Genomic DNA, 13,638 nt, shown 5'->3' with positions numbered 1-13,638 from the left:
ACTCCTTGTTCCATTTAACTAATTTTATCAGTTTAACTCTTCAAATAAAATAAAAATTAAAATTTATCACAAACAAGCTTATGATTTTATATTTATCATCCCACCACTTCTATAAAATTTTTAAAGGTTTGAGTAGCCATTTTTGATACTACAGCGCCTAAGATCTCGCATTGTTCAAATTCGTTGTTATCTACTTTTTTATCCTCGTATTTTTTATTTTCAGAAACTAAAAATATATAATCTGCAAAAGGTTCTTTTTTAATTTTTTTACAAAAGAGATCTTCGCCTTTTCTAAAAATCACTACATCAGCATTTGAAATAGTTCCAAGCGAATTTTTACTTCTATCTATAATAATAAAATCTCCATTAGATAAAATTGGTTCCATGCTATCGCCATTAATTTTTATAATATCATAACTCTTCTTTATAGGTATATCTAAAATTTCTTTTAGAAAATTTTCATCAACTGAAACTATTTTCACTTCTTCGCATTGAGATGAGGTTCCAAGTCCAGCACTAGCATAAATATCTGGAAAGTATCTAAATTCTATTTGATTATCATTTCTAAAAACATCTTGCAATATCACTTCGTTGAAAGGAATATCCAATGCATTACATAAAATTTTTATATATTGTGGTTTAGGTTTTGTTTTGTTATCTTCTTTAGACATCAACCATTTTTTTATTGTTGCTTCTGAACTTTCTATGCCATTTTTATATAAAATTTCCATCAAATCTTGATATGTAACTTTTTTATCTCTATTTTTTAAATAAAATTTAAATTTTTCAGTATCAAAATGAAAATCGAATATATCTCCATTTCTTCCCATATTCTCTCCTTTTTTAGTATAAAAATTATACACTTTTTTCAAGCAGATTATGTTCCATAATTAGAAACATAATTAAATATTTATTAAGTTTCTTTATTTTATACTTTCGTTATGAAAAAAATAGATTTTTTTGATTTTACAAAAATATTGAGTAATCACTATACGGTTATTAGTGTTAAAAAGATTAGAACAAATAAATCACGCCCAAGCTTTAAAAAACAAATAGAGTTTAAAAAACTCTATGGAATACCTCATGAATTTTGGGTGGATGTTCGTAGCAATCTTATAAACATACCTAAGCGTGGGAGAAAACGAAAGGATAGAGAATGAAAGTGATTAAACTAAAGGTTAAAAAATGGCTTTTATAGCGGGATTTTCAATAGGTTTTTTTAGTTTATTTTTTAATTTGGAAAATCTTTTAGGATGATTAATGCTTGATAGGGTATTTGAAATAATAGGATTATTTATTTTTACTTTGATGATGTTGCATTTTAGACTGTTTCTAGTGGCTGGTATTTCGGCTGGGATTTTAATATCTTGCATTTATCATTATCTAAAACGCATTTTTTATCACGGTAGTGAGGACAAATAATGTATTTAAATTTATCTTTTTTAAAAACCATTTCAAAAGGAGTTTTTTTTGTAACTAATTTATATCCTAAGTTAGGATATAGTCTTTTTGTCAAATCGTTTTCTAGCTTCATATCTTTAATACAAACTCTTTTTAGTTTTTGTTTTTTAGTTAAATATAAAAACAAAGGACGGATACTTAAACCAAATAAAACACCTATTAAAAAATATAACAAATTTTCTAAAGTGGCGGTTTTTAGCATTTCGGATAAGAAAGAATTAAACATAAAAAACCTTTTTAATTTAAATTATAACATAAAGGAGAGTTGGTGATACCAAGTTTTATAGCAAGCTTTGATGTAGCTTTGGGGCGTAAAAGTTTAAGAGAAAGAAAAGGCTATTTAAGACTATCAAATACTATAGCTTATGGTGGTCTTAGTGTTGATGCTTTAGCACTTTATATTCAATTAGCAAAGCTTAGTGAAAAAACGATTGTAAGTGAGATCTATTTAAGAGAGTTTATAAAGGTTAAAAACAATCAAAGAATAAGTTTAAATAGACTAAGAATTGCTAAAAAAGAATTAATAGAACTTAGACTTTTAGAAATTAGAAAAGTTAGAAATGGATCTTTAAATTTTTATGAGTGGATTTTAAAAGATGAGAATTATCAAGTTAAAAAGCATTTTAACAAATCTTTATCTTTGCTTAAAAGCAGCGATGAAAAGCTAAGCAAAACTCTTAAAAATAACACTTCATCAATCGACAGAAATTTAACCACTGAAAACGAAAAAAATCAAAATTCCCTATATATAGAAACACGCACGCACGCACGTGATAATAAATTTATAAATAATATAAATATAAATAATAAAGAATTTATAAAAAAAGAGAATTTAGAAAATTTAGAAAATAACAAAGAAAAGAAAAGTTGCGTTTCTAAGCAAAACGCCTCTTTTGCTTTGAGCTTTTTAAAACTTAATGAAAAGGAATATGAAAAAATGGCTAAAAAAGAGTTTAAAGTCCCAAATGCTAATGAACTTATGGGGCAAATAATAGCTTTTAATGAGAAAAATGGAACAAACTTTGGCGAAGAGCTGGCTAATGATTTTATAGGCTATTGGGATGCAAGAGAGTGGAAAAGAAATGGAAAAAGAATGTCAAGTGTTGCAGGTAGTCTTTATACTTGGCTTAAATATGCTAAAGAAAATGAAGTAAGAAAGAATCAGCGTTTTAGCAGAAAAAAAGAATCTGATCCTAGTGTGGTTGATAGCTTGATGGAATATTACGGAATGAAAAAAGAAAATGAAGTTAATCTCTTAGGATGCTTTTAAGGAGTGAAAATGCAAGAAAAAATACAAATTTTAATAGATCTACTAGAAATTAATAAGGCTCAAGCAACTGATATCGTTGGTAGATATCTAAAAAGCGTTGATGATATCCACTCTTTCTTAGATTTTTATTTCGAAACTTTAGAAAGAGAGAATATCGTAGGGACAACCTATGAGAAATTAAGAAGAGTTTGCAAAAGAGCTGAAATAGAGTTTAAAAAGCGTTTTGAAGACAAAGAAATTTTTTTAGAATGGCTTTGCAATAAATACAAAAATCAAGCCTGTTTTAGAGTTTTTCAAGGAGATTTTAAATACTCATATTTTGCAAATTACGGAAGCAATCAAAAAATTAAAATGAATCAAGAATCGATAGATTCTTTAATTTGTATCAATGCTTTTAAGCAAATCACTTATAAAGATGGTGATTTAATAGCTAATGGAGAATTTAAAGAAGCTTTAGTTGATTTCATGTTCAAAAATCAAGATAGGATAGGAAGAGATTTAGAGTATTCTTTACCAGTGCGAGAAATAGAAAGAGTTTTAACTTTAGATGAAATGAGAGAGCTTGAAAAAGCTGAAGAAAAAAGGCTATTTAATGAGAATAAGAGCAGATTTGAAAAAATTCTTAAAAGCAAAATAGCTTTTAAACGCATAAGCTAAATTTAAGAAAGTCTGAAATGGAAAAGTATATTTTAAAAATTGATTTAAAAAGCAACCCAGTTCCTTATAAAAGAACCACGCAAAGATCTAAATTTGCATGTAAAGATTATCTTAAATATTTAGATTTTAAAAAACTCTTGCAAATGGAGTTTAGAAGACAAAATAATATTAGCTGTTTTCAAGCCTTTGATAAGCAAAAGAAATATGAGTTTTCTTTAAAAATAGGCTTTAACAATAAAAAGAACGGCGATGCGGATAATATCGTAAAAGGTGTATTAGATGCTTTATTTGAAAATGACAAGAATGTTTTAAAAGGTGATTACGAGATCGTTACTTTTAAAAAGTCTTTTTTAGACTTAGAAATCAAAGAGTTTGATTTTAAAGAAAAGGTTATGTAATGGCAAGAATGACGATAAATGGCAAAAGCATCACAAAGGAAGAACTTATTTCAAAAGTAGAGAGTTATTTTAATGAAAGAGTTGTATTAAAAGAGACTAAAGAAAGCGTTATTTTTACACCTAAAACAAAGGTAGGTTTGGCAGTTCATTTAGGAATATCAATGCAAACTTTAAGTGATTGGGAAAAAGATAAAGACTTTGGCGAAATTATAGCTAAGGCTAAACAAAGATGCGAAATGGATATACTCAACCATTCTTTAATTGGTACTTATACCCCAAGTGTTAGTATGTTCTTACTAAAAAATCAGCATGGATACGTTGATAAGCAAGAAATACTCAGCGATAATGTGCAAAAAATCGAAATAATAAGAAGTGAAATAAAATGAAACTAAAACTTGACTTTTCTTACACTCCTGCACAACTTAAAGTTTTTGATGATAAAAATCCACGCTTTGTAACAGTAGCAAAAGGTAGAAGACTAGGTTTTACAAGGGGTAGTGCAAAATTTGTTATCGAAAGCTTGCTTTTAGGACAAAATGTTTTATGGGTAGATACGATTCAAGCAAATTTACAAAACTATTATGAGTTATATTTTATTCCTGAACTTAAAAAACTTCCAAAAGATTTTTATTCTTGGAGTGTGCAAGATAAGAAGCTAATCATTAATAAAGCTGTACTTCATATGAGAAGTGCTGAAAGAAGTGAAAATATTGAGGGATTTGGATATGACCTTGTTATTTTAAATGAAGCAGGAATTATCCTAAAAGGAAGCAAAGGAGAATACCTTTGGTACAACGCTATACGTCCTATGCTACTTGATAATCCAAAATCAAGAGCGATTATAGGTGGAGTTCCAAAAGGAAAAAATCTATTTTACGAGCTTTGCAAAAAAGAATTAAGTGATAAAAATTGGAAGCATTTTCAATTCTCAAGCTATGATAATCCATTTTTAAAAGAGGAACAAATCAAAGAATTAATTGAAGAAGTCGGTGGCGAAGATAGTGAAGTTGTCAAACAAGAAATTTATGGCGAGTTTATCGATAGCTCTAGTGCAGAACTTTTTGCGTTAAGTGAAATTGAAAATGCAATGAACAAGAACTCTTTTAGTATTGAAAAAATGCAAGGTGAGAATATTTGGGGACTTGATGTAGCAAGATATGGTGATGATAAAAGTGTACTCGCAAAAAGGAAGGGTTTTGTAGTTGATGAAATAAAAAAATACTCACAACTTGGAACTATGGAACTTGCTAATAGAATACTAGCTGAATATAACAAAAGTGAAGAAAAACCAAAGGGAATTTTTATAGATACTTGCGGACTTGGTGTAGGTGTATATGATGTTTTATTAAATTATGGTTTGCCTGTATTTGAAGCAAACTCTGCAAATTCTGCAACCAGCAATGAATACTTAAACAAAAGAGCACAAATGTATTTTACCTTTGCTAAAAACTTAAAACATATGGAGCTTATTAAAGATGAAGAATTAAAAAAAGATATGAGAATGATTGAATATGAATATAGCAATAAAGGACTTTTAAAAATAGTTTCAAAAGAACAATTAAAAAAGAATTATGGAAAAAGTCCTGATGTTAGCGATGCGGTGGCTTTGACTTTTTTTGAAAAACTATACAGCAGAAGTGATACTAATGAAGATTGGAGTTATGATGGCTGGTGAGTTTTTAATGATTTATAATGCAATTGATGCAAACAAGATTAAAAAGCTTTCAAATTTAAGTGATGACGCTATAAAGTCAAGTTTGGCTAATGAATTTTTAGAACTTGTTTCTGGATTTAACAATATCTCTAAAAAGAAATTTAAAAGAGAGTTTGCAGAATTTTTACTTGATAAAGGTGTAAGTGAAAAAGATATTTTAAAAATAACCAATTTAAGCAAAACGACAATATGGAGAATCATAAATGAAAACAAAAAGAACTAATGATGAAAGAGTGTCGTTTTTGACACAATTAATTAACGAAAGCAAAAGCGGATATGAAAATTATAAACCACATTTTAAAGAGTTGCAAGATGCTTATTTGCTTGAAAATAAGGCAATGCAAAAATTAAGAAAAAGAAATAAATCAAGTATTTATATTCCTAAGATCAATGCAAAAGTAAAATATCTCATAACTAGCCTAAATGATGTGTATTTTAATAGTGAGAGAATGGCAGATATTGAAACTTACATTAATAGTGATGATACGATTATAGAGCTATGGCAGAACGCGATTGATTTTTATAGTGGAAAAATCAATATGTTTAAGATTTTTCAACCGCTTTTCTTAGATGTGTTGCTTGTGGGAACAAGTATAGCTAAGATTACTTGGCATAAGGGAATGCCACGAATTGAAAGAGTAGATATTGATAGTATATTCTTTGACCCAAATGCGTTAAATAGTGAAGATGTAGGTTATATAGTTAATGAAATTTACCTAACTTATAATCAAATCCACGAAAGACAAAAGCTAGGATTTTATAAAAACATAGAAATCCAAAAACTTTTTGATGAAGATGATGAGTATAAAAAAGTTAAGCTTTATGATATTTACGAAAGAAAAAATGATGATACTTGGGTTGTTTCTACTCTTTTTGAAAATAATTTACTAAGAAATGAAGTTACTTTGCAAGATGGACAACCTTTTGTTTGGGGTTCAATGCTACCACAACTTAAAAAGATAGATAACGAAAACTATGTAAGTGCTTATGGCGAGCCTATAATGGCTTCTGCTATGCCTTTGCAAGATGAAATTAATATAACTAGAAATCTTTTAATAGATGCAGTAAGAACTCATATCATGCCTAAAATAATGATGCCAAAATCAATGGGAGTAAGCAGAGAAGATATAGAAACCTTAGGAAAACCAATATATACAGACGATCCAAAGGGTGTGCAAATATTACCACCACCAAATGTAAATAGTGCGGGAATGAATTTACAGCTTTTAGAAAGCGAACTCACAGAAGTTACAGGAGTTAGTCCACAAAACAATGGAGCTCAAACTGCACAAAATGAAACAGCAACAGAAATTAGCATAAAAGCACAAGAAGGTGGAAGAAGAAGTGCTGATTATATAAGACAGTATAACGAAACTTTTATAGAGCCTTTATTTGATAGATTTGCAATGCTTGTTTTTAAGTATGGAGAAGATAGTTTTTTCAATGGTTTTCAAAGAGAAGATATTCCAAGTTTTAGATTTAAAATTCAAACTGGCACAGGTGCCATGAATAAAGAAGTTAGACGTGCTGGGATTCAAGCTAGTATGCAAGTTTTTTCACAATTATATCAAATGTATATGAGCATAGGCGATACAAATTCTGCTTATGGGATTATTAATGCTAGCAAGGAACTTACTAAAGAATTATTGCCAATACTGGGCGTAAAGAATGTAAATAGTTTATTTGCTTTTGAAAATAATGGGGAGATTAATCCACAAATGCAAGGAGAAACTAATGTTGAGTATTGAAATTAAAAGTGATATATCTAAAACCAAAGGAGGTAAAAAATTAATTGAATTTATAAAAGCAAAATATAGCGAATGTTTTTATATAGCTAAAAATAATGACGAGAAAGAAATAAGGTTAAAAGCCTTAGATACTATGGCTTTTTTAGACACTATAATCAATAAAATAAAGGATGAAGAAGATGGAAAATGATGCTTTAAAAGATCTAATGCAAGCAATATCAGATGAAGGTGATACAGGAGAAGTTGCTAATAGCGAAGAACATACACAAGGAATAAAAGAGGAGCCTACTCAAGTAGCAGAAAATGAACCTGATTATAAAGCAATGTTCGAAGCTTATAAAAGTGAAAATGATAGCAAATTAAATGCTTTAATGAGTGAACTTGAAGCTTTAAAAAATCCAAAAAAAGAATTAAGCGAACAAGAATTACAAAGAGAACAGTATTTAAAAGAATTAGGACTTGATGGTATTGATGAGAAGCTAAAAAGGCTTGAAGAGCTTGACAAAAAACAAAAAGACAAAGAAGAACAAGATGCACTTATTGCTAAATACGCACAAGTAGAAAGTGAGTTAAGAAAAGCATATCCTGATGCAGATTTAAAAGCTATGGCAGAACTTGCTACAAAATTAAGCGGTTTGGGTGAAGGTAATATTGACAGTTGGAAAACCTTACTTAATTTGGTCGGAAAATCAAATAATGCTAAAAAAGCTGAAGATTTATCAAGTGCGAATAATAATGTAAGAACTAGTGATTTTAACGATAAGTTAAAAAAAGGCGAAGTCAGCGAGATAGATCTTGGTAAAGAATTATTAAGCTTAGCATAAAGGAGAAAGAATGGATTTTATGACAGCTTTAAAAGGTGGAAATAATTTATCAACCTTAGGTCTTGGCTCAACTTTTGCAGATGGATTTATTAAAGCAAATAATTTTACTCCAAATCTAACTAGTAATAGCAGTGGCTTTTTAAATGGATTAAAAAATTCTTTTAGCAATTTTGGAGATTGGTTATTTAAAAGTTCTGATGCAAATAAGGTAACTAATTTTGATAGATTAGGAAATGTTTTAGGCGGTGCAGGTGCTTTATATGGTGCTTATAATCAGCAAAAAATGGCAAAGAAAAATTTTGATTTACAAAAAGATGCTTATAACTTCAATAAGTATCTAGCCAATGAAGAGTTAAACAGAAGAAAGAATATGGAAAATAAACTTCAAAATGTTTGGAGTAATTAAATAAATTTGGATTTAAGGAGTTTGTTTAAAGGGTAAATCTTAACCCCTTGAATAAGGGGCTTTGTTTATTGATTGTTAATTTGCATTGACAACAATAATACAAAGTAGTATAATAACTATTAAGATTTGTAGCATCTTATTTCACCGCCTTTCTAGGTGGTAATTTAGTGCTAAGGGTGGCGACCCTTAGCACCACACCTTTTAAAATTATACACAAACTTCCTTAAATCCTTTATTTTAAAAGAAAGAATAAAGGAAATAAAATGGCATTTTATAATCCCCAAAGAGTAGTATTTAACCCTGATACAGGCGTTATACAAAACGCAGGAAAAGTTGGCGGTGTCTTATATGACATCATGAGTAAAAATTATAATGACAAAGTAAAAGCAAGTCAGTGGCAAAAAGAGCAAGATTTTAAAAAAGAACAATTTGAGTTTAATCAGGCTATGCAAAATAATCAGCTCTTACAAAATGAAAGAAATTTTGATTATAAAAAAGAAAGAGCAAATATAGCAGATCAGCAATGGCTAATGAATTATAATCAAAGAGCTAGACAATATGCCATGCAAAATGCTTTAAGACAGCAAGCAATAAATGCTAATAAGGCTTACAAGGATTTAAATTATCAAAAAGGATTATTAGAACTACAAAAATTACAAAATGAGATAAATACAAAACAAAAAGAGCAAGATTTATTAAATGGAGTTTTTAGTAATAATCAAGGTTTTGATAGTCAAAACAATGCAAATTTACAAAACAATACAAGATATAAAGCAGACGCTCAGTTTTTAGATTTAGCAAGTAAACAAGGTAAAACCTACGATACTACACATGGATTTTGGAATGGAGCTATAGAGCGTATTTTTGGTGGATGGGGAAGTCAAAGCACGGATTTAAATGATGCAAGTGATTTATTCTTAAAAAGAATGTTAAGCGATTTATTAAGAGGCGGAAAAAATGCTAAATGGAATTTGGAAAATATACAAGCCAATTTCCCTATTAATGGTTATACTATGGAAGCAAATAATCAAAGGGTAGCTCAAGCATTAGCAGGAGAATGGTTAGCAGAAGCTCCAAACTCTTATAAAATGGAATTAGTAGAAAGACTAGGAAACGCAAAAACAAATATTGAGAAACAAAATGCTATAGAAGATTATAAAAATAATATGGATTTTTATAACAATTATGCTCCAAAGGTAAAAGCTTTTTATTGGGATGAAAAATACTCAAAACCTAGTAAAAATGCAGTAATTATAGATAATTCAACAACTAATCAAAATATACAAAACGATTTAGCCAAAAATATATTAGAAGTGCAAAATCAAAATACACCAAAATTACATAGCGTTAGTTTTAATGGAATTAATGCTCAAATATCAGAGCCTGATGCTAATGGTAATGTAATATTAGTTAATCAAGCAGGTAGAAAAATGCAAGTTAGCGTAGAAGAATTAAAAAAACAAGGATTAATATAATGAATATAAGAGAATTTTTATTAGAAAAACCACAAGAAAATAACATTATTTCATTTTTGCAAGATGGAGCAAGTCAAAGTGAAAATCAAAACACAAATGAATATTTAGCAAATTTAAAACATGAAGCAATAAATGATTTTTATAAAAATAAAGATAAATATGCTAAAGAGTATCAAAAATATAACATAAAAGACCAAAATTTAACAAATCCTATGGGTTATATTAGTGAATATAAAAGAGATTTGTATGATTATAATAAAAATCCATCTATGAATGCTGATGATTTAAGTGATTATATTTTAGATAAGCAATCTAAATTTAATGCTTCTAAGCCTATTTTTGCCGATGATAACGAGGTGGCACGAAAAAGTAATCAGTTTATGAGAGATTTAGGTGATGATCTGCAAAAATCAGGACGTGGAAGATTATTACAAGATGATGATGGTTCTTATTGGGTGCAAGATAACAACGGAAATTATTCAAAAGTGCAAGGCAGCACTATGGGTAATTTGTATCGCGGAATAAGAGATAATGGTGCCAGTATGGCTCTAGGAACAGCAGGTGCAATTGGCGGCACAATGCTAGGTGGCGGAGTTGGTATGGTTGCAGGTGGTGCATTAGGTGCATCTTTAGGGGCAGGATATGATTACTACGGAAATACAAAAGATACAAATCAAGATATGAATTTAAAAGAAGCTCTTATGCTTATGGGTGAAAATGCAGGACTTTCTTTAATAGGAGATGCAGCTTTTGCAGGAGTTGCCAAAGGAGCAAGAGCTTTAAAAAATACCTATAATATGGCAAAAACAGGAACACAAGCCGGTAAAGATATGATAGATGGCATGGCTGTAAAAGGTGGTAATTTAAAAGAAAATATAGGGGATAAGCTTAGAAAAATAAGCCCTAGTATTTTAAATGATTTAGCTTCACAAGGTAGCGAAACTTCAAAAGCTTATGCAAGAGAGCTAATAGAAAGCGGAAATAGAAATTATGATGATATATTGCAAAAATCAAGAGCTATGCCTTTAGAAGTTAATCAAGGAAATGCATTAGTTGATGGAGTGGCAAGCAAAATAAAAGATTTCTCAAATACTGCAAAAAATGGTTTTGTAAAAAATATAGCAGACAACGTAACTAATTCACTAAATAATATTAGTAAAAATATAGGCTCAAAAGAAGCGGCACTGAATCAACAAGATCTTATTAATCTTTCTTTTATGAATGATGATTTAGCTAATATGGCAAGAAGTATTTTAGCAAATGACCCTAAAATGGCAAATAAGGTTGCAAACTCTTTACACTTACAAGATGAGGCTATATTAAAAGAGTTAAATTTAAATAATGCTTCTAAGGCTGATGAGCTTTATGCTTTAAGAGATGCTAGAGCAAAAAGAGCTTATGATGAATTTGGAAAAGGACTTGATAAACTAGATGAACTTAATCCAAATGGTGTAAAAGTAGATAAGCAAACCATAGATGATATAGTTTTAAACTCAAGTGTTTATAGTGAAAGCACACCAGCTATGATAAAAAATTTTATTCATGAAGCAAAAAGCGGTGCATTAGATGGTAAAAGCGTTAAAGAGATTTACGATAGAATTGATGCTATAGGCAATAAAATAAAAGAAAGCTCAAGTTACAACTATAAAGATTTTTTAAATAGCTTAAAAGACGCATTTTTAGAAAATATAGTAAAAAGTGCTGATAATCCCCAAGAAGCAAAAGAGATTTTAACCAAGATTAGAAAAGATTATGCAGATTTTAAAGTATATGATAAAAGTAAATTAGGAAAAAAACTAGAAGGAAGTGAAAAAGAGATATCAAAAGATATAGATAAAATACTTAATGAAACTAATCCAAAAAAGAATTATGAAGCTATAACAAAAGGACTTAATGATGATGAGATTAAAGTTTTAGATAATCAAATAATAACTAGAGCTTTAGAAAAAAATAAAGTAAATATAGGAGATGCCAATAATCCCAAATTTGCAGTAAATTATAAAGCGGTCATGGATAATTTTGAAAACTTTAAACCAAAAAGCAAATCAGGACAAGAGAAGATTGAAGTTTTAAAAACAATAGGTGATTTACGTGCTAACTTTGAAACTGTAATAGATGGTATTTTAAATTCAAAAGCAAAAGAACTAGGACATGGAATAAGTACAAATTTCATAGAAAGAGCTAAAACAATGCTTGTTAATAATTTCACTGATTATATAGCTTTTTATTTTATGAGATTATGGGAAGTTGGCAAAAGAGCTGGAACAAGAATACAAATGCGAAGGGGGTTTAGCAATATAAATAATTTAAAAGATTTTGATAGATCGGCTAAAGAATTTATAGAAAGTATTAAAGATAAAACACTCAAAGAAGAAGCACAAGAAGCTAGAAAAGAATTTAACTCAAAAGTTAAAGATTTAATCAAAGGCGACAACTTCTTCATGGATAAAGCTGATCCTAAAGACAATTCTTTAAGATTTATAGGCAAAAATGGCAAAGAGTATACTATAAATAAAGATGTTAGAAATGAATGGATGAAAACTTTCAATCTTAAAAATATCGACGATGAATATATCCCTAATATACCAAAAGAAGCAAAGATAGCTTTAAAAGATAGAGAAATAAAACTTACAAAAGGAAGTTTACTAAAGCTAATTGAAAAAGATAGAATTAAATACATACCACATATCAAAGAAACTTTAGAAAGCCCACAGGCAATCTTAAAAGATAAAGATGATTTTATTTTTATTAAAAATATAGATAATCAAACTTATTTTACAAGTATAGGTAAAGACTATGAAACGCACTTGACTATAATTAGCAATTCACCAAAGAAACAAAATAATATAAAAAATAAAATGAAAAATGCTGAAGTAGTATATTATAATAATGCGAGAGCCTTACCGACATCTAGGGCATCTTCAGAGACAAAACAAGTGTCGTTCTCTAATGAAAATTCTATCCAAGCTAAACCTAAAACAAACTTAATGGATGATATAAAAGAGAACATTAAGAATAAAGAAGTAAAGAAAAAGAATAAAAAAAGCGTAAAACAAAGACTTGATGAAAAAATACAAAATGATAAAAAGGCTAGTGAAGATATTCTAAAAAGATATGATAATTTTCTAAAAGAGAATAAAGATTATAATTTTGATTTTTTAGATAATATGAATTTAAATACTGTTGAATACAACTTAACTAGACAGATGATAATCAATGCCAAAGAAAGCACAAATAAAGGTGTAAAAAAAGATATTCCAAGTGCTTTAAGGGGTAAAATCGAACAAGAATTAAACATACAACCTTTAAAAGAATTTGGCGAAAATTATGCAGAATATTATCACGATGGAGCAAGGGCTATAAAAAAACTACTCATTGAAAAACAAGGACAGGTAGCAGGTGCTTTTCATAGAAAAGATTTAGGGGATATTGATTTGGTTTGGGGAGAGGTAACAGATAAGATAAAACATAAAGGCTATGGTTTATCTCATATTATCGATAAGCATCCTGATTTAGATTTAAATATAATACCTGAGATTGTTGAGAAAGGAGATATAATACAACGAGAAAATAGAGAAAAATCTTTCAATATAGTTTTCAAAGATTATATTTTAGGGGTTAATAAAGGATTTAATAAAAGCGTGGGAAATCAGTGGATAGTAACTGCTTTTGAAAAGAAATAGAA

At 28.9% G+C, this 13,638-nt stretch carries 15 protein-coding genes; 13 read left to right on the top strand and 2 right to left on the bottom strand.

Annotated elements, in window-relative coordinates; all coding sequences use genetic code 11:
- Positions 1-95: 95 nt before the first annotated feature.
- The gene (locus tag DU473_RS06610) at positions 96-830 is read right to left on the bottom strand and encodes a S24 family peptidase (protein ID WP_131186792.1); all 735 of its coding nucleotides are present in this window, start codon (positions 828-830) and stop codon (positions 96-98) included.
- A gap of 111 nt (positions 831-941) precedes the next feature.
- On the opposite strand from DU473_RS06610, the gene DU473_RS08540 reads away from it, so the two are divergent.
- Positions 942-1,160, top strand: a complete 219-nt coding sequence (locus DU473_RS08540; RefSeq protein ID WP_002826741.1) for a hypothetical protein — start codon at positions 942-944, stop codon at positions 1,158-1,160.
- 161 nt (positions 1,161-1,321) lie between these two features.
- Here the strand turns inward: DU473_RS08540 and DU473_RS06600 are convergent, their stop codons facing one another.
- Positions 1,322-1,687 (bottom strand): hypothetical protein, encoded by a 366-nt coding sequence (locus DU473_RS06600; protein WP_002874369.1) that lies wholly within the window; start codon positions 1,685-1,687, stop codon positions 1,322-1,324.
- 42 nt (positions 1,688-1,729) lie between these two features.
- On the opposite strand from DU473_RS06600, the gene DU473_RS06595 reads away from it, so the two are divergent.
- From DU473_RS06595 to DU473_RS06540, 12 genes are all read left to right on the top strand, one after another.
- Positions 1,730-2,731 (top strand): hypothetical protein, encoded by a 1,002-nt coding sequence (locus tag DU473_RS06595; RefSeq protein WP_131186791.1) that lies wholly within the window; start codon positions 1,730-1,732, stop codon positions 2,729-2,731.
- A 9-nt stretch (positions 2,732-2,740) separates the two neighbouring features.
- Positions 2,741-3,388, top strand: coding sequence for a hypothetical protein (locus DU473_RS06590; RefSeq protein WP_052789491.1), 648 nt, complete (start codon positions 2,741-2,743; stop codon positions 3,386-3,388).
- A 17-nt stretch (positions 3,389-3,405) separates the two neighbouring features.
- On the top strand, positions 3,406-3,786 hold the full coding sequence (locus DU473_RS06585) for a RusA family crossover junction endodeoxyribonuclease (protein ID WP_131186790.1): 381 nt from the start codon (positions 3,406-3,408) through the stop codon (positions 3,784-3,786).
- Positions 3,786-4,172 carry a terminase small subunit gene (locus tag DU473_RS06580; RefSeq protein ID WP_131186789.1) on the top strand — a complete coding sequence of 129 codons (387 nt, stop codon included), beginning with the start codon at positions 3,786-3,788 and terminating at the stop codon, positions 4,170-4,172. Before DU473_RS06585 ends, DU473_RS06580 begins: the two co-directional genes overlap by 1 nt.
- Positions 4,169-5,461 (top strand): terminase large subunit domain-containing protein, encoded by a 1,293-nt coding sequence (locus DU473_RS06575; protein ID WP_131186788.1) that lies wholly within the window; start codon positions 4,169-4,171, stop codon positions 5,459-5,461. The genes DU473_RS06580 and DU473_RS06575 overlap by 4 nt, the downstream gene beginning before the upstream one ends.
- On the top strand, positions 5,451-5,723 hold the full coding sequence (locus DU473_RS06570) for a hypothetical protein (RefSeq protein WP_131186812.1): 273 nt from the start codon (positions 5,451-5,453) through the stop codon (positions 5,721-5,723). Before DU473_RS06575 ends, DU473_RS06570 begins: the two co-directional genes overlap by 11 nt.
- Positions 5,704-7,248: a portal protein gene (locus DU473_RS06565; RefSeq protein ID WP_131186787.1), complete on the top strand. Its 1,545-nt coding sequence runs from the start codon at positions 5,704-5,706 to the stop codon at positions 7,246-7,248. Before DU473_RS06570 ends, DU473_RS06565 begins: the two co-directional genes overlap by 20 nt.
- Positions 7,235-7,438, top strand: a complete 204-nt coding sequence (locus tag DU473_RS06560) for a hypothetical protein (RefSeq protein ID WP_131186786.1) — start codon at positions 7,235-7,237, stop codon at positions 7,436-7,438. Before DU473_RS06565 ends, DU473_RS06560 begins: the two co-directional genes overlap by 14 nt.
- Complete coding sequence (locus DU473_RS06555) at positions 7,428-8,072, top strand: hypothetical protein (protein ID WP_131186785.1); 645 nt, start codon at positions 7,428-7,430, stop codon at positions 8,070-8,072. Before DU473_RS06560 ends, DU473_RS06555 begins: the two co-directional genes overlap by 11 nt.
- Before the next feature lie 10 nt (positions 8,073-8,082).
- Positions 8,083-8,478 (top strand): hypothetical protein, encoded by a 396-nt coding sequence (locus DU473_RS06550; protein ID WP_131186784.1) that lies wholly within the window; start codon positions 8,083-8,085, stop codon positions 8,476-8,478.
- 263 nt (positions 8,479-8,741) lie between these two features.
- Positions 8,742-9,953 carry a hypothetical protein gene (locus DU473_RS06545; protein WP_131186783.1) on the top strand — a complete coding sequence of 404 codons (1,212 nt, stop codon included), beginning with the start codon at positions 8,742-8,744 and terminating at the stop codon, positions 9,951-9,953.
- Positions 9,953-13,636: a putative barnase/colicin E5 family endoribonuclease gene (locus DU473_RS06540; protein WP_131186782.1), complete on the top strand. Its 3,684-nt coding sequence runs from the start codon at positions 9,953-9,955 to the stop codon at positions 13,634-13,636. The genes DU473_RS06545 and DU473_RS06540 overlap by 1 nt, the downstream gene beginning before the upstream one ends.
- Positions 13,637-13,638 lie beyond the last annotated feature (2 nt).

Origin of the sequence: Campylobacter novaezeelandiae (genome assembly GCF_004323845.1) — a bacterium.
Lineage (GTDB): Bacteria > Campylobacterota > Campylobacteria > Campylobacterales > Campylobacteraceae > Campylobacter_D > Campylobacter_D novaezeelandiae.
This window is presented reverse-complemented; position numbering and strand designations above follow the sequence as displayed.

Excerpts from the sequence above, each read along its gene's own strand:
- DU473_RS06610 (WP_131186792.1), bottom strand. The coding sequence starts at position 830 with ATGGGAAGAAATGGAGATATATTCGATTTTCATTTTGATACTGAAAAA.
- DU473_RS08540 (WP_002826741.1), top strand. The coding sequence starts at position 942 with ATGAAAAAAATAGATTTTTTTGATTTTACAAAAATATTGAGTAATCAC.
- DU473_RS06600 (WP_002874369.1), bottom strand. The coding sequence starts at position 1,687 with ATGTTTAATTCTTTCTTATCCGAAATGCTAAAAACCGCCACTTTAGAA.
- DU473_RS06590 (WP_052789491.1), top strand. The coding sequence starts at position 2,741 with ATGCAAGAAAAAATACAAATTTTAATAGATCTACTAGAAATTAATAAG.
- DU473_RS06585 (WP_131186790.1), top strand. The coding sequence starts at position 3,406 with ATGGAAAAGTATATTTTAAAAATTGATTTAAAAAGCAACCCAGTTCCT.
- DU473_RS06580 (WP_131186789.1), top strand. The coding sequence starts at position 3,786 with ATGGCAAGAATGACGATAAATGGCAAAAGCATCACAAAGGAAGAACTT.
- DU473_RS06575 (WP_131186788.1), top strand. The coding sequence starts at position 4,169 with ATGAAACTAAAACTTGACTTTTCTTACACTCCTGCACAACTTAAAGTT.
- DU473_RS06570 (WP_131186812.1), top strand. The coding sequence starts at position 5,451 with ATGGCTGGTGAGTTTTTAATGATTTATAATGCAATTGATGCAAACAAG.
- DU473_RS06565 (WP_131186787.1), top strand. The coding sequence starts at position 5,704 with ATGAAAACAAAAAGAACTAATGATGAAAGAGTGTCGTTTTTGACACAA.
- DU473_RS06560 (WP_131186786.1), top strand. The coding sequence starts at position 7,235 with ATGTTGAGTATTGAAATTAAAAGTGATATATCTAAAACCAAAGGAGGT.
- DU473_RS06555 (WP_131186785.1), top strand. The coding sequence starts at position 7,428 with ATGGAAAATGATGCTTTAAAAGATCTAATGCAAGCAATATCAGATGAA.
- DU473_RS06550 (WP_131186784.1), top strand. The coding sequence starts at position 8,083 with ATGGATTTTATGACAGCTTTAAAAGGTGGAAATAATTTATCAACCTTA.
- DU473_RS06545 (WP_131186783.1), top strand. The coding sequence starts at position 8,742 with ATGGCATTTTATAATCCCCAAAGAGTAGTATTTAACCCTGATACAGGC.
- DU473_RS06540 (WP_131186782.1), top strand. The coding sequence starts at position 9,953 with ATGAATATAAGAGAATTTTTATTAGAAAAACCACAAGAAAATAACATT.